Origin of the sequence: Bacterioplanes sanyensis, from assembly GCF_002237535.1 — a bacterium.
GTDB classification, from domain to species: domain Bacteria; phylum Pseudomonadota; class Gammaproteobacteria; order Pseudomonadales; family Oceanobacteraceae; genus Bacterioplanes; species Bacterioplanes sanyensis_A.
This window is the reverse complement of sequence record NZ_CP022530.1, coordinates 2996564-3016370: the sequence shown is the minus strand read 5'-3', so window position 1 is coordinate 3016370 and position 19807 is coordinate 2996564. Positions and strand designations below refer to the sequence as shown.

The 19807-nt window shown below is 54.0% G+C and carries 19 protein-coding genes and 1 other RNA gene; 3 read left to right on the top strand and 17 right to left on the bottom strand.

What is annotated here, in order from left to right; genetic code table 11:
* Window positions 1-28: 28 nt before the first annotated feature.
* A complete protein-coding gene (locus CHH28_RS13930; RefSeq protein ID WP_094060881.1) occupies window positions 29-1708 on the bottom strand; it encodes an AMP-binding protein in 1680 nt (559 codons plus the stop codon).
* A gap of 308 nt (window positions 1709-2016) precedes the next feature.
* On the opposite strand from CHH28_RS13930, the gene CHH28_RS13925 reads away from it, so the two are divergent.
* Both CHH28_RS13925 and CHH28_RS13920 read left to right on the top strand, forming a co-directional pair.
* A complete protein-coding gene (locus CHH28_RS13925; RefSeq protein ID WP_157729920.1) occupies window positions 2017-2955 on the top strand; it encodes an alpha/beta fold hydrolase in 939 nt (312 codons plus the stop codon).
* Window position 2956: 1 nt separating this feature from the next.
* Complete coding sequence (locus tag CHH28_RS13920) at window positions 2957-3430, top strand: MaoC/PaaZ C-terminal domain-containing protein (RefSeq protein ID WP_094060879.1); 474 nt, start codon at window positions 2957-2959, stop codon at window positions 3428-3430.
* A 26-nt stretch (window positions 3431-3456) separates the two neighbouring features.
* Here CHH28_RS13920 and CHH28_RS13915 read toward each other — a convergent pair whose 3' ends face one another.
* The 14 genes from CHH28_RS13915 to ybfE form a co-directional block, all read right to left on the bottom strand.
* Window positions 3457-4638 carry a vWA domain-containing protein gene (locus CHH28_RS13915; protein ID WP_094060878.1) on the bottom strand — a complete coding sequence of 394 codons (1182 nt, stop codon included), beginning with the start codon at window positions 4636-4638 and terminating at the stop codon, window positions 3457-3459.
* Window positions 4639-4643: 5 nt separating this feature from the next.
* Complete coding sequence (locus tag CHH28_RS13910) at window positions 4644-5486, bottom strand: AAA family ATPase (protein WP_094060877.1); 843 nt, start codon at window positions 5484-5486, stop codon at window positions 4644-4646.
* A 208-nt stretch (window positions 5487-5694) separates the two neighbouring features.
* A complete protein-coding gene (locus CHH28_RS13905; protein ID WP_094060876.1) occupies window positions 5695-7899 on the bottom strand; it encodes a VWA domain-containing protein in 2205 nt (734 codons plus the stop codon).
* 120 nt (window positions 7900-8019) lie between these two features.
* Complete coding sequence (locus CHH28_RS13900) at window positions 8020-8688, bottom strand: YEATS-associated helix-containing protein (RefSeq protein ID WP_094060875.1); 669 nt, start codon at window positions 8686-8688, stop codon at window positions 8020-8022.
* Between the two features lie 188 nt (window positions 8689-8876).
* Window positions 8877-9233: a hypothetical protein gene (locus tag CHH28_RS13895; protein WP_094060874.1), complete on the bottom strand. Its 357-nt coding sequence runs from the start codon at window positions 9231-9233 to the stop codon at window positions 8877-8879.
* A gap of 1 nt (window position 9234) precedes the next feature.
* The gene (locus CHH28_RS13890) at window positions 9235-9675 is read right to left on the bottom strand and encodes a YcgN family cysteine cluster protein (protein WP_094060873.1); all 441 of its coding nucleotides are present in this window, start codon (window positions 9673-9675) and stop codon (window positions 9235-9237) included.
* Window positions 9668-9955: a YcgL domain-containing protein gene (locus CHH28_RS13885; RefSeq protein ID WP_094060872.1), complete on the bottom strand. Its 288-nt coding sequence runs from the start codon at window positions 9953-9955 to the stop codon at window positions 9668-9670. Before CHH28_RS13885 ends, CHH28_RS13890 begins: the two co-directional genes overlap by 8 nt.
* 2 nt (window positions 9956-9957) lie before the next feature.
* Window positions 9958-11112 carry a ribonuclease D gene (gene rnd, locus CHH28_RS13880; protein WP_094060871.1) on the bottom strand — a complete coding sequence of 385 codons (1155 nt, stop codon included), beginning with the start codon at window positions 11110-11112 and terminating at the stop codon, window positions 9958-9960.
* Window positions 11100-11606, bottom strand: a complete 507-nt coding sequence (locus CHH28_RS13875) for a hypothetical protein (protein WP_094060870.1) — start codon at window positions 11604-11606, stop codon at window positions 11100-11102. The genes rnd and CHH28_RS13875 overlap by 13 nt, the downstream gene beginning before the upstream one ends.
* Before the next feature lie 2 nt (window positions 11607-11608).
* Complete coding sequence (locus tag CHH28_RS13870; protein ID WP_094060869.1) at window positions 11609-11935, bottom strand: YbaB/EbfC family nucleoid-associated protein; 327 nt, start codon at window positions 11933-11935, stop codon at window positions 11609-11611.
* A 44-nt stretch (window positions 11936-11979) separates the two neighbouring features.
* Window positions 11980-13797, bottom strand: coding sequence for a DNA polymerase III subunit gamma/tau (gene dnaX, locus CHH28_RS13865; RefSeq protein ID WP_094060868.1), 1818 nt, complete (start codon window positions 13795-13797; stop codon window positions 11980-11982).
* 80 nt (window positions 13798-13877) lie between these two features.
* An RNA gene (gene ffs, locus CHH28_RS13860) (signal recognition particle sRNA small type) lies at window positions 13878-13974 on the bottom strand.
* Window positions 13975-14044: 70 nt separating this feature from the next.
* Window positions 14045-14557 carry a hypothetical protein gene (locus CHH28_RS13855; protein ID WP_094060867.1) on the bottom strand — a complete coding sequence of 171 codons (513 nt, stop codon included), beginning with the start codon at window positions 14555-14557 and terminating at the stop codon, window positions 14045-14047.
* Window positions 14558-14665: 108 nt separating this feature from the next.
* Window positions 14666-14944 (bottom strand): LexA regulated protein, encoded by a 279-nt coding sequence (gene ybfE / locus CHH28_RS13850; protein WP_094060866.1) that lies wholly within the window; start codon window positions 14942-14944, stop codon window positions 14666-14668.
* Between the two features lie 149 nt (window positions 14945-15093).
* On the opposite strand from ybfE, the gene CHH28_RS13845 reads away from it, so the two are divergent.
* Window positions 15094-17505 carry a Lon protease family protein gene (locus CHH28_RS13845; protein ID WP_094060865.1) on the top strand — a complete coding sequence of 804 codons (2412 nt, stop codon included), beginning with the start codon at window positions 15094-15096 and terminating at the stop codon, window positions 17503-17505.
* Between the two features lie 3 nt (window positions 17506-17508).
* Here the strand turns inward: CHH28_RS13845 and CHH28_RS13840 are convergent, their stop codons facing one another.
* Complete coding sequence (locus CHH28_RS13840; RefSeq protein WP_094060864.1) at window positions 17509-19092, bottom strand: ATP-binding protein; 1584 nt, start codon at window positions 19090-19092, stop codon at window positions 17509-17511.
* A 106-nt stretch (window positions 19093-19198) separates the two neighbouring features.
* Complete coding sequence (locus CHH28_RS13835) at window positions 19199-19768, bottom strand: chalcone isomerase family protein (RefSeq protein ID WP_094060863.1); 570 nt, start codon at window positions 19766-19768, stop codon at window positions 19199-19201.
* Window positions 19769-19807: the final 39 nt, after the last annotated feature.

Genomic DNA, 19807 nt, shown 5'->3' with positions numbered 1-19807 from the left:
CGCTAATGTTGCTACACAACCGTGACGTTTAGTTGTGCTTTTTCAGCTCCTCATCACGCAGCTCACGGCGCAGGATTTTGCCGACATTGGTTTTCGGCAGATCGTCACGGAATTCAATATGACGTGGAATTTTGTATGCCGTCAGGCGCTCACGGCACCATTCGGTAATTTCAGCAGCGGTCAGATCTTGGTTCGATGACACCACAAAGATCTTCACCGCCTCAGAGCTCTTGGCATCCGGCACACCCACGGCGGCCGCCTCAACGATATCCGGGTGAGACACTACCACGTCTTCTACCTCATTCGGATACACATTAAAGCCTGAGACAATAATCATGTCCTTCTTACGGTCGACGATTTTCATGTAACCGTCTTCAGAAATGACGGCCATATCACCGGTTTTTAACCAACCGTCTTCAGTGATGGTTTCCGCCGTAGCTTCCGGACGCTGCCAGTAGCCCTTCATCACTTGCGGGCCTTTCACACACAGCTCACCCGGCTCACCAACCGGCATTTCGTTGCCTTCTTCGTCCATCACCTTACACAAGGTGCTGGCCACCGGCATACCAATGGTACCGACCTTGATGTAACCCGGCGGGTTAAACGACACCACAGGTGAGGTTTCTGTCATGCCATAACCTTCGGCGATGTCACAGCCCGTGATTTTCTTCCACTGATCTGCCGCGTCTTTGGTCAACGCCATACCGCCTGAAATGGTCAGTTTCAAACCACTGAAATCCAGCGCGCGGAAATCAGGCTGATTGCACAGCGCCACAAACAAAGTATTGAGGCCAACAAACGCACTGAAGTCGCTTTTCTGCAGGGTTTTCACAAAACCTGGGATATCGCGCGGATTAGGTATCAAAATCGAGTGATTGCCCGTCTCCAGCATCACCATGCAATGCACGGTAAAGGCGTAAATATGATACAGCGGCAGCGGCGCAATGGCCGTTTCACGGCCTTCTTCCAAAATCATGGAAAACAGACCATGACACTGCAACATGTTGGCCATCAAGTTACGGTGGGTCAGCATGGCGCCTTTGGCAACCCCTGTAGTACCGCCGGTGTACTGCAATACCGCCACATCATCGCGCTCGACTTTAACGGCAGAAAAACTACGCCCTGCGCCTGTCGCCAAGGCTTCACGCAAACCCACAGCGCCAGCAATATTAAACGGCGGCACTTCTTTTTTGACGTACTTCAACACACCGTTAATCAACATACGCTTCAGACCGTCGTGCATGTCGCCGACACTGGTCACGATGACGTGTTTAATGCCGGTATTGGGCAGAACTTTTTCGGCTTTGGAGGCCATATTCGCCAACACCACCAAGGCTTTTGCACCCGAGTCGTTAAATTGGTGCTCCATTTCGCGCTCGGTGTACAACGGGTTGGTGTTTACCACCACCATGCCAGCACGCATCGCGCCAAATACCACAATCGGATACTGCAGTACGTTCGGCAATTGCACCGCAATACGATCACCTGGCTGCAAGCTGGTTTCGTTTTGCAGGTATGCAGCAAAGGCTGCACTTTTTTCATTCAGATCACGATAAGTGATGGTTTGCCCAAGGCAGGTAAACGCCGGACGGTCGCTGAACTTTTTGACGAAGCCATCGAAGATCTCGACCACAGAGTCGTGCTTGTCTGGATCAATCGTCGCTGCAAGGCCAGCCGGGTATCGTTCCTGGAAGAATTGTTCGTTCATACTGCCTCCTGAGCCACCCTGATTTATCGTTATCGTCAGGGGTAAAATAATCGAAGCCCCGCCTGCTGGTTCACCAACTGTCAGCTCCCCCACTGACGACGGGTCAGAAAAAACAGCAGGAGTGTACCGGTTTTCTGACAATGCGGCAAAACAGGTCACATCGGGTCAACCGTGAATCATTTCAGTGCTTTAGCGAACCACACTGCGGTAACCACTTACACCACACAGCATTTCAGCGCCAAGCGTTTACAAACAGCGTCAATCACGCCATGGTGTGCAGCAAAAAACAACTATACTCACCGATGAACATGACCACAGCACGCCCAAACTCCATGCCGCCTGCGGCACAAACGCTCAACATTCGCAGCCAAGACGGTAGCGAGTTTCAAGCCCAATATTGGGATTTGCCAGACGCCGACACGGTGGTGCACCTCACTCATGGCATGGCCGAGCACGTCCAACGCTATCAACCATTGGTTGTTGCGCTGCAGCAAGCTGGCTTTGCCGTGGCGATGCACAACCACCGTGGCCACGGTGAACGCACACCGACAGGCCATTTCGCCGACCAAGGACAATCTGGCTGGGAAGCCGTGATCGATGACATTTGGCAAGTGCAACAACTAACGCGCCAGCCACGACGCATTCTGTTTGGCCACTCGATGGGATCCTTTATTGCGCAGGGCTTTGCCCGGCGCCACGGTGATCATTTGTCCGGTTTAATACTGAGCGGCAGTAATTATCAAGGCCCACTGTTGTATCAAGCAGCGCGAGCGGTGGCCTGGACTGAGCGTTCGCTGCGTGGCGACAAACACCCTTCTTCCTTGCTGAATGCGTTGTCCTTCGCCAGTTTTAATCGTGCGTTTCGCCCCACCTCGACGCCGTTTGATTGGCTATCACGCGATCCCGATGAGGTTCAGGCGTATATTCAAGATGAACACTGCGGCCATTTGTGCAGCACGCAGTTATGGGTTGAGTTAATGACTGGATTGATAGAAATCAGCCAGGCCGATGCTTTACGCGCCATTCCCAGTGAGCTGCCCGTGTTATTAATTGCTGGAGACAAAGACCCGGTAGGACAACAAGGCCGTGGCGTGAAGCGACTGGCACAACAATTTCGCCAAACGGGTCATCACAATGTCACCTGCACCCTGTATCCTGATGCACGTCATGAAGTGTTAAATGAGATTAACGCCGAGCAAGTGCGTGGCGATATGCTGCGTTGGCTTCAGCAATTGGATAAGGAATAACATGGACACCATTACCAACCGCACCTTTGACGAAATTCAAATTGGCGACAGCTGCCAGCGCCAACAAACAGTAAGCGAACAGGACCTGCAATTGTTCGCAGCCGTCTCTGGCGACCGCAACCCAGTGCATTTGGATGCAGAATTTGCCGCCACCACTGCATTTAAAGCACAAATTGCTCACGGCATGTACACCGGCGCACTGATCTCGGCGGTGCTTGGCATGCAACTGCCTGGCCCTGGCACGATTTATTTGGGTCAGAATTTGTCGTTTAAAAAGCCGGTAATGATTGGTGATGAGCTGACCGTGACCTTAACCGTTAGCAGCAAACACGACAGCAAACCCATCGTTACCCTGGATTGCAAGGTGAGCAATCAACACAATAAAGTCGTTGCTGCCGGTGAAGCCACCGTAATGGCACCGACCGACAAAATGACCGTCACCGCTCCCGCTTTGCCACAGGTGCAATTGAGCTAACAGCGCCAGCAGCGACCGTGTCGCTGCTATTTCGCCAAAAACTTCATCGCATCTTCTAACCCAGACAACGTCAGTGGGTACATGTGATCGTTGAAAATGCTGCGTATGGCTCCCAGAGAGCCGCCATTGCCCCAGTAAGATTTGGGCGCCGGGTTGATCCAGGCAATTTTATCGTAGTGATCAGTGATGCGCTGTAGCCAAACCGCTCCGGGCTCTTCGTTCCAGTGTTCCACACTACCGCCGGCGTGCGTGACTTCGTAAGGTGCCATCATGGCATCGCCGACAAAAATCACTTTGTAGTCGTTACCGTACTTGCGCAGGATGTCCCAGGTTTTGATCTGCTCATTCATGCGCCGTACGTTGTTTTGCCACACCGACTCGTACAAGCAATTGTGGAAGTAAAAGGTTTCCATGTGCTTGAACTCAGTCCGCGCGGCGGAAAATAATTCCTCACAGGTACGCACGTGCGGGTCCATCGAGCCGCCCACATCAAAAAACAGCAGCACCTTAACGGCGTTGTGGCGCTCCGGCACCATTTTAATGTCCAAGAAGCCCGCATTTTTGGCGGTGGCGCCTATGGTGTCATCCAGATCCAGTTCTTCCGCGGCGCCTTGGCGAGCAAATTTGCGCAACCGTCGCAGCGCGACTTTTATGTTGCGAATACCCAGCTCAATGCTGTCGTCCAAATCACGATATTGACGTTTTTCCCACACCTTGACGGCTTTTTTGTGCCGCGACTTGCCTTGCTCAATGCGAAAGCCTTCCGGATTGTAACCATTGGCACCAAACGGCGATGTGCCGCCGGTGCCAATCATGCGATTACCACCCTGGTGACGTTTTTCTTGTTCTTCAAGACGTTTTTGGAACTCTTCCATCAGCTTGTCGAGACCGCCCAGCGCATCGATTTTATCCATATCTTCCTGCGACAGGATGCGCTCAAACTCTTTGCGCATCCAATCCTCAGGAATACCGGCCTCGTTGAGAAAATCCGGCGGCAGCTCAAGCCCTTGGAAGTAGGCAGCAAAGGCTTTGTCGAACTTGTCATAGTGTTTTTCGTCCTTCACTAAACACAAACGAGCAATGGCGTAAAACTCGTCCATATCAGCAAACGCCAGATGCGCACTGACGGCTTCAACCAAGTCCAAATACTCACGTACGGAACATGGGACTTTGGCTTGGCGCACGGTTTCGAAAAAATCGATCAACATATGCGTTAACCTTTGCGGCGACTCATAAACGCCAGTTTTTCCAATAATTGTACGTCTTGCTCGTTTTTCAGCAGCGCACCGTACATCGGCGGAATTGCTTTGGAGTGATCTTTATTACGCAATAAGTCGGCACCAATATCATCGGACAGCAATAATTTCAGCCAATCGATCAGCTCCGATGTGGATGGCTTTTTCTTTAAACCAGGCACCTTGCGCACATCAAAGAAGACTTCCAGCGCCTCGCGCACCAGATCGGCCTTAATGCTCGGATAATGGACATCAACAATGCTTTGCATGGTAGTGCGATCCGGGAAATCGATGTAATGGAAGAAACAACGGCGCAAAAAGGCGTCTGGCAGCTCTTTTTCGTTGTTGCTGGTGATCAAAATGATCGGGCGGTGCTTGGCGACAATACGCTCTTGCGTCTCGTAGACAAAAAACTCCATTTTATCCAACTCAAGCAGCAAGTCGTTGGGGAACTCGATGTCGGCTTTATCGATTTCATCAATCAACAGAACCACGGGCTTGTCTGCGGTAAACGCCTCCCACAACTTGCCTTTCACAATGTAATTAGCAATGTCGTGAACTTTATCGTCACCCAACTGGGAGTCGCGCAAACGAGACACGGCGTCGTACTCATACAAGCCTTGATGGGCTTTGGTGGTACTCTTGATATGCCATTGAATCAGCTCAGTATCCAGCGACTTGGCCAACTGCTCTGCCAGCATGGTTTTGCCCGTGCCCGGCTCCCCTTTTAACAGCAGCGGACGCTGCAAGGTGATCGCCGCGTTAACGGCGGTTCGCAGCTCCGGCGTTGCCACATATTCCTGAGTACCCTCGAACTTCATACCAACCTCAGATTACGCATTTTTAAGTAGGCAGAAAGTATAAGGACGCCACATCGGCACAGCAAGCCAGCCAAATGTGACGAATGCAAGGTAAGATCAACATCGCTCAACACCAAGAACAAAAGCCAAACCCACGCTCGAGCGTGTGGCTCAATTGACTGGGGCGAATATCACCAGCGCGGTAATGTCGGCCATCGACGGCCTCGCATCATGGGTCTTTTTTATCGTTGTCGCCGTTGAGCTCCTCATCGACATCAAACTCGCCCCAATCGTCTTCCAAATCGGGAGCTGGGTTGTCGTCTGGGTCGATGGAAAACTCATCATCCAATGACGCGCCACCCAGGTCCGTATCTCCTCCCATACTCGCCGGCGCCTCATTGACGGGTGGAATTTCCTCTTCGTCAGCGTCATCAAAGCTGTCAAAGCTGCCCTCTAGCTCCTCTTCGCTGAGTTCAGGCGGCTCCAGGTCCGGCGGCAGCGACGTACTGCTGACATCTGCATGCGCCAGGGCTTCATTGTCTTGCTGACTGCGATGGCGCAGCCACCACCAAGCAGCACCACCAAAGATGCCTAAGTTACCCAATGCCAACAGCAGGTATATCCACCAAGCAATGCCTTCTGATTCTTCTGTCACGGCCTCATCGGTCAACTCGGTGACTGGTTTTGCGGACAAATCCGGGGCAATCGATGCCTCCGGTTGCTCTATCGCCTCTGGCACCTCAGGTTCGGGCTTCTCTGCTTTCGGTGGCTCTGGTGTCGGTGCTAGAGCGGTTGCCTCACTGGCAGCCTCAGCCACGGCTTGTTCTGCAGGTGCACTGGCGTCAGCCTCAAGGGCTTCCTCTTGCATAGGCTCAGGCACAGTGGCGTTTGGATCTTGCAGCGGAAACTCAAACACTCGCGCATCCGGCCGGGTTTTGAAGGTGGCACCAGATCCGGTTACACCGCGAACATTCAACTCGACTTCGTACTGCCCTGGACCGTTGTCGGCGCGCAAACGCAGCTGCCAGCGATTCAATTGCGGATCGTAATCCATTGACTGAATGATGGAGCTGTCGTCCGGCGACAGCACTCGGGCGATGATGCGCGACAGTCCGGTATCGATATTGGCGACCAACGGCTCGACTTCGAGCAACACTTGTTGATTGGCTACGTCCAGCTGCTCGGTAATGCGCAACGGTTCCATCAATGTGGCACTTAATTGCTGGCGGCGCTGAAAGGTGGGACCGCTGGCCGTCACTTCCAGTAGGTATTGGCCCGGCTGAGATAGCCGCGTTAGAGATTCGGCATATACGCCATCCGCAGGCAAGGTCTCCGGGTCTGACAGCAACTTACTGCCCACTCGGCCGTCCGGTGCGGTGACTTTCATAGTGACATCAGTCAAACGCAGCAAGGCAGGCTCGGCAATGACTTCGCCCTGATTGGTCAGCGACATGGTCAAATCAACGGGATAGCCGGCAAAGATAGACTCAGGCAGCCCTTCTACTTTCAGTTTCAGGTCGGTCAGTACCTGCACGCGGTTTTCTGGGTCGATGTCCGCATCCGCCTGCCACTGCCCAGCCTCGGGCGCGGTTACGGTAATCAAGTCGTAGTTCAGCTCTTGGTGCCAACGGACTTGCTCATCACCGCGGCTCGTGTCAGCCGTGTACTCTTTACCGGAGGGCGATAGCAGCCGCACCGGGCGGTCGCTGCTGCGTTTGAAGATCAGGGCGGTAAACTCAGTCACCGACTCATCAATGGTGAAAGCATTGTCGACCATAGGGACCTGCTCGGTCGGCACAGCCCGATCAAATGCACGCAAAAAAGCAGCCAGCAACTCGTCGGCGTTATTGGCCTCTTGATACAAGCCACCAGTCTCTAATGCAATTTGACGCAGCATATTTTTGTCCGCGCCATCCGACAGTGCCAATGTGTGAATTTTCGCATTAGCCTCGACATATGAAGGCAATACCTGCGTTAATAAACGTTGGCGCTCGCCTTCATTGACAGCGTTCGCAGCATCGCCGGCGGCCATATCGATTTTGCCGTCTGTTAACAAAATAATGCTCTGTTGATAGCCAGAGTCTGACGCCAACTGCCAGCGCGCACGCTCCAGCGCCTCCACCAAGTTGGTACGCAGGCCTGCGGAGTTGATTTGCTGAGCGTCGGCACGCGCTTGCTGGCGCCATTCGTCGTTCACCACGGCCAGTGGCGTTAACATATTCACGAAGCGACCGAAGGTCCACACCCCAGCGTTGGCACCATCGGGAATCAGTTCAATTAGTAAGTTCGTGGCTGGAATACGAAGATTATTAGGGTCGGTTTGCTTCATACTGCCTGAAATGTCGACCACTATTCGGACATCCGCCGGGCGCTCGTCCGCCCAAGCAGAAACAACCATCGTCAACACTAAAATCGACACCCACCAGCGCAACATTGCACTCCCCTTTCATACCACTGTTGTTAAGCTATCGGCGTCTAACGCCAGTTCTGTAACAAAAAAGGGGCACACTGCTCTCGCAGGCGCCCCTCCGGTTTTACCGAGCCCACGGCCCGGCTAGAGATTATTCTCCAAAATGCGTCGGCCTTTTTCAGTAATATGCCAACGCACGCCATTTTTGCCGCTAACTTTGCCTGCCAGGCTTCTAACGACCAAGACATTGAGTGTTTTTAGAATGGTCGATTCCTCTTCGTTGGCTTCACGGCACACACCGCCCAGCGAGCGGAAAATAAATCGGCCACTGGCTAAAATGCGCAGCACTTGAGTAGACGTTACATCCAACTCTTCATTTATTTGTGCCGCCTCAGGATCTCCCTGGGAGGCATCTTGTTCAGTTTCAGTATCGATCAGCGGCATCAGCTCACCCTGCATGGTGCGCAGATTTTGCTGCACTTCTTCCGAGCGCTGCTTCGCCATTTGCGCTTCGTTCAGAATCCGGTCGGACAAATTATCAATCAGGAAACGGCTCAACAGCGCTGCGATCAAACAAAAACCGGTGAAGATTAACAGCCTTGATGGATCGCCCTGACTTTCCAACACCAGTTCGCTGTTCACCATGTCCAACACCACCGGCACCAGAAACGAAGCACCCACGCCGACCACCAAGAATCTTGGCAAACTGGCTGCATCAGGGTCTTTATCACCGTACAGGTAATAGTTCACCAAGCCGCCAAAAATACCGGCCAGCAACATGACCGTCGCCAGAATAAAAATATGATTCGCCATACTTCCAACCTCTTCCCTTGCAGTCAGAGCAATATCTGCGGCCCGATACTCCGTGCGAGTGGACTGCCCCAATGATTACAGCGCCGTACGCCTGCTGTAAAAATTAGCAAAGATTTTGAAGTTAGCCAGAAAAGTAATAAAAAAAAGAAAAGTCAGGGGTGGCTTGAATAAAAAACCACCAACCCTGATTACTGCGCCTGGTCGCTTTGCTCAGAGCGAGTGAAATAATTCATCAACGCACGCAGCGCCAACAGCACCACGGCCATGGCCAACGCCGACAACCACCAGTTAATGGCCGGCATCGCTTGCTGCAAGCTGCCATCAAGCCAAGCAAAGGGCACCACCACCAGAGCAGGAGCTAGATGATTCAGCCCCTCCCCCGCCGGCGCCGGGGTAAACAGCAGCACCGCACCCAATGCATAGACAAACCGTCGCACTTCTGTATTGCGCAACCAGAAAAAACACTGTCCCCAGCACCACAGCCCAATGACTGCGGACGCCAGATAAATCAGCCAGAATGGCCAGTATTCAATCACCGCATCCATTTTACGCTTTCCAAATAATGTGATCTTCCCAGTCTTCTTCTTTCACCAGCTCTTCATTCACGCCTTTGCCGCGCAGTGAAATGCCGGCATCGTGCACACTGAGCGGCTCACCAGAGACCAGAGGATGCCATTCAGGCAGGTCTTTCCCCTCGCTCAGGCGACGGTAAGCGCAGGTATCGGGCAGCCAGAAGAAATCCTTTGCTTGCTCTGGCGTCAACCAAACGCAATGCGGCACCTTTTGTTGCCGCTCGCGGTACACACTGCAACGGCAGGTGTCGTTATCGAGGTAGCGACAATGCACATCGGTGTAATACACATCACCTGAGTCTTCGTCTTCTAGCTTGTGCAAACAGCATTTGGCGCAACCATCACACAGCGACTCCCATTCTTGGGTCGACATTTGTTCAAGTGTTTTGGTCTGCCAGAACGGCGCGTCAGTCATCGTTGTCCCGCTTACAGAACAGATCCAACATATAAGTCTCGCGCGGCGGTGGCATTTGCAAGTAGTACCCTTGCTCATCGATTTGCTGCAACACACGCTCAGCGTCCACCCGTGCCAGGGTCTTGTCCGCTGTCAATATCATGGTCAACGCCAACTCGGCTTGACCAAACAGCTCTTTTAGCTCGTCTGGTACTTTGCTGAGCCCATCCTGGCGCGATACGTACAAATAGGTTTCGTCTTTTTTTCGCGACTTATACACGTCGCACAGTACTTTGCTCATAGTCAGCCTGTTGTTTCACCGCGGCTGCACTCTTCCAGCAGCCGCACAAGGTAATCGCCAATTTCTGCCCGGCGCCAACCACTCAGCTCATCTGGCAGCTCAAACGGGCCGCGAGGATAGCCAGAGCGCAACAAGGCTTCCAGCATTTTTTTCTTCACCAACAGATCAGGCGGAATATCCAACAGCTCGGCTTTTTCTACCGCAGCCGCGCGCAGCTTTTTAAGCCACTGTCCGGCCAATGGCGACAACGGCTTATCAAGCACCTTGGGCCAATACTGCTTATCCAATTTCAATGCTTGATCAACCAGTTTAAGAACATCTTTGCCATGGTCTCGAATGATGCTTGGACGCATACCGGCCTTCGCTAACTGATCACGATTGCGTGCTTTAAACCGCGCAATGTTCCACAAGCTCTGATCGTCACAGATTTGCCCACGAGGAACGTCCGAAGCACGCGCCTGCTGTTCTCGCCACACGGCGAGCTGCTGCAGCACCAATTGCTCCTGCGGACGCAGCTTCCAAGCCAGCTTGATTCGCCGATACAAACCGCTCAAGTCGTCCGGCACCTGCACCTGGCGTACCAAGCGATCACACTCTTCACTCAACCACGATTCACGCTGCAACGATTTGAGCAGTTTAATCAGTTTCGGATAGAGGCGATGCAAGTAGTGCACGTCCGCCACCGCATAACGAATTTGCTCGTCGCGCAATGGCCGCTGCAGCCAGTTAGAGCGCGTTTCTTCTTTGGGCAGGTTAATTCGCAACAGCTCTTTCACTATTTTTTGAAAGCCCAAAGAGCCGCCCAAGCCCGCCAACGCCGCCGCCAACTGCGAATCGGCCAACGGCGCAGGCACCGCCCCGGTGAGAAGGCGGCAGACTTCCAAATCCTCAGCGCAGGCGTGAAATACCTTCACCACCAAAGGGTGCTCAAATACCTCAGCCAACGGTTGCCAGTCATCGATCACTAAAGGATCGATCAAGTAGCTGCCTTGGCGACTGGCCACTTGAATCAGCCCAGCCTGGGGGAAATAGGTTTTGGTACGAACAAATTCGGTATCTACCGCAATAAATGCTTCAGCGCACCAGTCCTGGCAGGCCGCCGCCAAATCGGCATTATTAGTCAGCCAAATCGGCTCTGGAATTTTCAGTTGCGCCACCCGTCTTCCTCTGTCACGTGATAGACCTCCGCCTGTCCTTTAAAGCACTGGCGCAAAAACAGTACCGTTGCTTTGTCTTCCACATCATCGCCAAAAAAGGCGTCCACGCGCTGCCAAGGGCCTTGCTGCAACTTCGCCAATCCAAGCTCGGCCGGACCAACGCCCGAGGTTGGCGACAAGCGGCCGTGACAAATAAAGCAATACCCCGGATAACCACTGGCTAGCAGGCGATCCGCTTGATCTTCATTGACCACCACCGCTACGCGCACGGCATCTGCCACGTCAGCGCAGGCAGGGCAATCGTCCCCGACTGCTAAGCGCTGGCACTGCGAACACGGCTCCAGCGATAACGCCAGCTTCAGCGCCTCGGCGAGCGCTTGTCCTTGCCGATTCACCAACAGCCATTGAGCCCAGCGTGCCGCGGCGTTTTCGCCAACACCAGGGAGGCGCTGCAGTTGCTGGCGCAACTGCGACAATGCCGAGGTTTTGCTCATGGTTAAAATGGCAATTTCATACCTGCAGGCAAGCCCATGCCTGCGGTAGCCTTGCTCATTTCTTCCTTGTTGTAGGCTTCGATTTTGCGCACTGCGTCGTTGACGGCAGCTGCGAGCAAATCTTCCAACATTTCTTTGTCTTCTGACATCACCGCATCGTCGATTTCAACGCGCTTCACGTCGTGACGACCATTCATCGTCACCTTAACCAGACCAGCGCCCGACTCGCCTTGCACTTCGGCATTGGCGATTTCTTCCTGCGCCTTTTGCATTTTTTCTTGCATTTGCTGGGCCTGCTTCATCAAGTTGCCCATGCCACCTTTAATCATAAGAGAGTCCTCAATTGGTTAAATGTCTATAACTGGTTAGATCGTTAGTTTTGCTGCAGCGGCTGAATGCTGTTTTCGTCGATCGCCGCACCAAACTGATCGATCATCATTTGTACATTGGGATCGGCCAGCAACGCTTGTGCCGCACCCTCCCAGGCCTCGTGGCGGAGCCGCTGACGCCGTTGATCGGGCGTTTCACCCCGCGGTGGGCGCACTTCAATATGCACCTGAACCTTACCCAGTTGCTGCGCCATAGCATCCTGCAACCGCTGGCGCTGAGAGTCATTAAACAGCGCCGAATTGCCTGGGTCCAAGTCGAAAAAGTACTGTTGCCCATCCACCTGTACCAAAGCACAGCTGCGGGCTATGGCAGCGGTCATACCCGCCAGCGGCAATTGCTCCAACCATTGCCACCAGGTGTGCGGCTGAAGAGCTAATGCGTCCGAGCTTACAACGGGCTCTGGCTCTGGCTCTGGCTCTGGCTCTGGCTCTGGCTCTGGCTCTGGCTCTGGCTCTGGCTCTGGCTCTGGCTCTGGCTCTGGCTCTGGCTCTGGCTCTGGCTCTGGCTCTGGCTCTGGCTCTGGCTCTGGCTCTGGCTCTGGCTCTGGCTCTGGCTCTGGCTCTGGCTCTGGCTCTGGCTCTGGCTCTGGCTGATCAGTGTGTTGCTGTACCGAAACCGAATCAACTCGACCGGCTAATTCAGGATTTTTTTTTTCGCCCGCTAACGATGGCTGAGCGTCCAAGCAGCTGGCCAAGTCCAAATCGACCGGTGCAGTTGGCGCTGGCCGGAACGCCAACATGCGCAACAGCACCATCTCGAAGCCCTGACGCGGGTCGGGGGCCATAGTGATATCTTGGCGCCCAGTGCCAGCAATTTGATAGCACAGCTGCACGTCTTCAGCGGCCATGGCCACCGCTAATTTCATAATGGCGTCGCGATCGCCCTCTGAATTATCAATGGCATCCGGAGCCACTTGTGCCAGCGCGGTGCGATGCCAGATGTGCATCAGCCCTTGCAGCACTTCGTCAAAATCTGGCCCGTGTTCTGCCATGGCCGCGACTTCATCCAACACTTTGACCGCATCGGCGGAGGCCATGACGCTGGCCAAACGAAACAAACGGCCGCGGTCCATGGTGCCTAACATCGACACCACCTGCTCTTCCATCACCTGCCCCTGACCAAACGCAATGGCTTGGTCGGTTAACGACAGGGCATCACGCATACTGCCTTGAGCCGCTCGGCCAAGCTGCCAAAGAGCGGACTCTTCATAGCTGACTTGCTCTGACGACAGTACATGAGTGAGGTATTCGACGATGCGCTGCGGCGCCATGTTTTTAAGACTGAACTGCAGGCAACGCGACAATACCGTGACCGGTAATTTTTGCGGATCTGTGGTCGCCAGCAAAAATTTCACATGCTCTGGCGGTTCTTCCAGCGTTTTCAACAGAGCGTTAAAGCTGTGCGTCGACAGCATGTGAACTTCGTCGATCAGATAGACCTTGTAGCGGCCATGCGTCGGTGCGTATTGAACGTTGTCCAGCAGCTCACGCGTATCCTCTACTTTGGTACGTGAGGCGGCATCCACCTCAATCAGATCGACGAAGCGACCTTCGGCAATCGCCGTACAGGAGGAGCACTGGCCACAAGGCTTCGAACTGACACCTTCTTCGCAGTTCAGGCACTTGGCCAAGATACGCGCAATGGTGGTCTTACCGACACCACGGGTACCGGTAAACAAATAAGCGTGGTGCAGTCGTTGATCGTCGAGGGCATTGATCAGAGCTTTGAGAACATGCTCCTGACCCACCATCTCGGCAAAGATTTTTGGCCGCCACTTTCGCGCAAGTACCTGATAACTCATTACTTTTATGTCAGAGGAGAGAATAGATGCGCCATCTTAGCGCGTCAGCAAGAGATTGTCAGGGAGGAAATGGAGATGACCCCCGCCAGCTACACCCCGGCACACGAATCCACTGCTACCGTTGCTCCCTTCCGGGCCTGGCGGGGTTTACAGCTTATCGTTGCGAGGGAACCAACGAGGGTCACCACAACAGTCCGATCACTCGGAGGACGCGAACAATACCAAAACGTTCTGAAAAATCAAGCGTTTATCCACCATCAACGATGACTTCCACCGCCGATGCTTGATCGCTGACAAAATCCTGTATCTGCGCCAGCGGCCCCAGGGCTTGTGGGCGGGTCAGATAATCGGCCTCCGTACCGCTCACCCGCGCATCCACTTTGCCGCTGTCAAAAAAGGCCCGCACCAGTACCTGGCGTGCCGTGGTCATGCTCTGTAACTGCTCAGCGCTGGTGGCAAACGCATGGCACCAATACCCCTCGCGCTCGCTGGGAGCCTGAGCCAATGCAGGCAGACGCACAAACTGACCGTCTACCGATAACACCAAGGGGTAATTTTTGCGCATGGTGCGCTCTCCGCTGGCACATAACAGCAGCTGCCATTCCGTATGTTCAGAGCGTCGCACGGACAGCGCCAATTCCGGATTAGCATATAGAGGGATGGGTTGAGACATCTCACGAACAGCGTCCGCGTGCGCATACACGCTTGACGCCACATTCAATGTGATCCCCGTCAGCAGGGGTAGAAGCATCCGTTGCATAAGACAGTTCCTTTGTTGACCGTATCGAGCATAGCCCTGGACATGACGTACTGGCAATGCGGAATGTCACAGGCAGACAACTGGGTCACACAGTTTTTTCAACGGTGCTCAGTCTTCGCCCAAATGCAGCCAATGGCGCAGTGACAGCTCGATCACTTCTGCCCGATTCAAGTTCAGTTGCTCACAAGCAGCGTCCAGATGCTCAATCACATGGTCCGGCAGTTTCACCTCGACACGCTTCAGCCCACGTGCTTTATCGCGTCTCCGTTGGCTACGCTTATTAACGCGACACTGCAATGATCGATCGTACGGATTGCTGCGCGGGCGGCCAGGCCCACGCGGTGCAAACATGTCGATGGTGATTCTATCTTCGGGCTGAACGGACATAGGGACTCCAAGGGGGCGCACATTATCCAAGGCTAAACGGCGATTGCAACTGCTTCGATTGCCCGAAGTGCTCTCTCCCCGCTACCATGCCTAATATTGGAGGCTTGCGCCATCAACGCAGCCACAGCCATAAAGGAATTTCAGCAGCAATGCCAAAACAGCCAGATACTCGCCTTACCCCTGAACAACTGACCCACACCATCAGCTCTGAGCTGTTGGCCTTTGACACCACGGCCGACCTCACTGCCTTCAATGGCGTATTGGGGCAAGAACGCGCCGTTAACGCCATTCAATTTGGCGTAGCGATGAAGCGTCCGGGTTACAACATCTTTGTTATGGGTGAAACCGGCACCGGCCGCTCCTCTTACGTACGAGAATACCTACGCAACGAGGGCAAACGACAAGCGACACCCGACACCTGGTGCTACGTCAATCACTTCAGCAATCCTCGTGAGCCGCGCGCTCTAAAGCTCAACCCAGATGAAGCCAGTGTCTACGAAGGCCACATCCATGAGCTGATCAATCAGCTGCTGGCGACGTTTCCTGCTGTGTTCGAACACCCGTCCTACCAGCAAAAAAAGGCGGCCATTGAATACGCCTTTAACCGTCGCTACGACAAAGCCATCGAGCAAATTGAGCGCGAGGCGCACAAGCGCGGCGTGGCCGTGTATCGTGACGCATCGGCCATCAGCTTCACCCCCATGCGCGAAGGCAAGGCACTGGACGAAACTGAGTTTGCTCAACTCCCAGAAGCAGAGCGCGATCAGTTTCACAACACCATCGCCGAGCTAGAGCAGATGCTGGGCGAGCAACTCTCTGAGTTACCGCAGTGGAAGCGCGAGTCCAGCAATGCCCAGCGAGAACTCAACCAAGAGACTATTAAGGAAGCGGTTACGCCATTGCTCGAGCCACTGCGCATGCAGTTTGCCCAGCAAGATGAAGTCACCGAGTACCTGAAAGAACTCGAGACGTTTCTGCCCCGCTTGGTCCTAGAAGAGCTGGTGGACGAGCGCTTGCTGGAACTGCGTGAAGAATACAATAAGCGTACGTCGCTGGAAGATGCCCTGCTGCCTAACATCGCGACACGCCACCAGTCCAACAGCGGTGCTCCAGTGGTGTATGAACCGCACCCCAGCTATGCCAATTTGTTTGGCCGCATTGAATACGCCAATGAGCAAGGCGCACTGGTCACCAACTATCGGCGCATCAGCCCCGGCGCTTTGCACAGCGCCAATGGCGGCTATTTGATTGTCGACGCCGAGAAGATTCTCTCTGAACCGCTGGTCTGGGAGGCTCTCAAACGCGCACTGCAATCAGGCCAGCTAAAGATGGAGTCGCCCTACGCCGAACTGGGCATGCTCAACACCACCACATTGTTGCCGCAAACCATCCCGCTGCAGCTCAAACTGGTGTTAATTGGCTCGCGCCAGCTGTATTACTTACTGCAAGAGTACGATGAGGATTTTCGTCGCCTGTTTCGCGCAGTGGTCGACTTCGACGGCGATCTGACCGCAGACCCAGAGCACGTTGAAGGCTACGCTCGCTTACTGCGCAGCCGCATTGATGAGCAGCAAATGGCGCACATGACTCAAGCGGGCGTAATGCGCATGGTGGAGTTCAGTGCACGCTTGTCCGAGCGCCAGGATGCCCTCAGTGCTCGTATTGGTGAACAGTTTGATTTGCTGTCCGAAGCTGATTTTTTAAGGCAGCTGGCGAGCGACACCTTGATCGACGACCATCATATTGAGCGCGCCTTGGCAGCCAAAAAAGACCGTACCGGACGTGTGTATGACAAGCTGTTTGAGCAGATGCTCGATGGCACCGTGCTGCTGCAAACCGATGGCGATGCCATCGGCAATATCAACGGCCTTACCGTGATGTCGCTGGGGGATACCAGTTTTGGTTCTCCTGCTCGCATTACCACCACGGTTTACCCCGGCAGTCGTGGCTTAGTGGACATCGAACGGGAAGTCGCACTGGGACAAGCCATTCACTCCAAAGGCGTGATGATCATCAGCGGGTTTCTTGGCCATCGCTATGCAAAGGACTTTCCTCTGGCCATCACCGCCCACATTGCCATGGAGCAATCGTACGGTTACATCGATGGCGACAGCGCTTCACTGGCTGAGCTTGTGTGCTTGGTATCGGCGCTGATTCGCTGCCCGATCGACCAATCCTTTGCCGTGACCGGATCGGTCAATCAATACGGCGAAGTACAGGCCATCGGCGGCGCCAATGAGAAAATTGAAGGCTTTTTCCGCCTATGTCAGGCGCGCGGCCTCACCGGCAAACAAGGCGTCATCATCCCAGCGGCCAATTGTCGCAACCTGATCCTTAGTAAGACTGTGATTGATGCCGTCGCTGCCGGACAATTTCATATCCATGCAGTTAGCCATGTGGACCAGGCTTTAACTTTGCTCCTACAGCGGCCTGCTGGCAAAGCCGATAAACAGGGACACTTCCCTAAAGGTTCGATCAATGCCGACGTGGTGCAACAGCTGAGAAGCATCTACCGCAGCGCAGGTGAGCTGCCGGAAGATAAGAAGAAAAAGAAGCAATGACCGCTACGGCGTAGTCACGCGACTCTGGACATGAGCAAACAGCTCTGGCCACTTCACCGGCTTGGCGACGATGTCGTCAAAGCCGGCGCGGTAACATAACTCGCGCTCATCATCCGACACGCCGGCGGTCAAGGCGACAATCGGCAATTTACAACCAAGCTGCCTGAGCGCCTGAGTGGTTGCAAAGCCGTCCAACACTGGCATATGACAATCCAACAATAAGATATTCGCCTGCGACCAAAGAGCGGCATCCAGCAGCGCTTGACCGTGTTCATAACTCAGCACCGTCGCCCCCTGCTTGCTGAGCATTCGCTCCAACACGGTACGACTGGTGGCGTCGTCTTCACAGATGCCGATGGTGAGCCCGGCCAGCGATACCGCCTGAGACTCCTGCACCGTCTCGACTGTATGCGCCTCAGTGACTGGCACCTCGACACTGAAGCGACTGCCTTGGCCGACACTGCTCTCTGCCCAAGCCCGGCCGCCCATTAACTCTGCCAAATAACGACACAAATTCAGCCCCAAGCCGGTACCACCAAATTGCCCCGCCACCTGAGCAGACGCTTGCTCATAGGCTTCAAATAAGCGCTCTAACTGCTCCGCGGCGATACCAATGCCAGTATCTTCGACCACCAAACGTAAACGCTGCTGGTCAGCGCAATAGTGGCCTGTAACTGAAATTTTTCCGCCTGATGGGGTGAATTTGACCGCGTTACTGACGAAATTGAGCAAGATTTGCTGCAAGCGGTCTGAATCAGCGACCAGCTGCGGGCATTCCTCTGGGTCAATTCGATAGCTCAGCGCCAAGCCTTTTTTATCGCAGTTGGCAAAAAATACCGACTGCACGCGGCGCAGCATTTCTTGCGGAGAAAACGGCTGCGGATTTAACTCCAGCTTACCGGCTTCGATTTTCCCTAAATCGAGCACGTCGTTGACAATGGCCAATACAGCGTCGGCTGCATACTGAGCATCCTGCACCATGGTGGCTTGCTCACTACTGAGTGCGGTTTGCTGCAGCAAGCCAATGATGCCGATCAAACCGTTCAGCGGAGTGCGGATTTCATGACTCATGTGCGCCAGAAAACGACTTTTCGCCACCGACGCTTTGCTTGCTTGATCCGCCCGACGAGTGGCCTGCTGCGCAGCGATGATATCGCGATAGCCACGCAAAGCGGTGGTCAGCACCACTTTTAAACGTTGCGCAGTCGCGTCTGCTTTGGATAGGTAATCGTTTATTTCATATTCATCGATAACACTGCGCTCAGAGGCCAAACCCGCCTGACCGGTGCGCAATACGATGCGAATGTGGTGATTCTGCAGCTGCTCCCGGATGTAACCGACCAGCTCTAAACCGGCGTTATCGGACTCCATCACCACATCCAGCAACAACAGAGCAATGTCGTCTCGCTGCGCCAGCAACTCGCGCGCTGCGGCAGCGCTGTGGCATTCAAGCAACTCTAATGGTCGTCCTTGAAACCGGTAGGTGCGCAATACCAAACGACTGACTTGCAGCACTGACTCGTCATCATCGACCATCAGCACAGGAATGCTATCTGGCAAAAACTCAGCCAGCTGGCTTGTAACCATGAACTCCCCTCAATCTGCATGGGAACAGTATGTCATCCCGGACTCACTGCTCCCAAAACTATAGCGGATTCAAGCCAACGACGGGGAGAAACACAGGGTCCGAAGTTTAATCAGCGTGGACAAGCAATTGCTCACGCAGATCTTCTTGCACTGGGTCATCTGACAGCCAGATACCAAACAATGCTTGCTTAAAGCCAAGCCCGGCAACCTGAGACTTAGCCTCGCCGTTGTGATAAACGGTGACACCTTGTTGCGGCAAGTAGACCAGATCAAAAACATCGCCTTCCTTCACGTCTTGCGAAAAGGCCTGGATAAGCTGATCAACTTCGGCCTCGATCGGTGCCAAATCACCTCCGGTTGAACGCACAAAACCATCGCGTGTCGACTCAGCCATACGCTGGCCGGTAATCATGCCAGAGATGATATGCAAGCGAATGGCCATCGGCGTATCGGCGGCGACAATATCGTCAGCGTCATCTTCCAACGCTGGCAAGTACAGCGAGGCAATGTACAAATCGAGGAAAAACTTGGTGCGAACACCAGCGCCATTAAGCATCAGCGCGTGGCCGTCGACGACAAACACATCATCCAACGAAATACCGGACACTTGTTTACTGTGCGCATGAGGCGCGAGAAGACCGAGCGCTACTACGAGCGCAAAAACCGTGCGTAACATGTGGCGATCCTTTTTGTTGTTATAATCTGTGCTCTACGA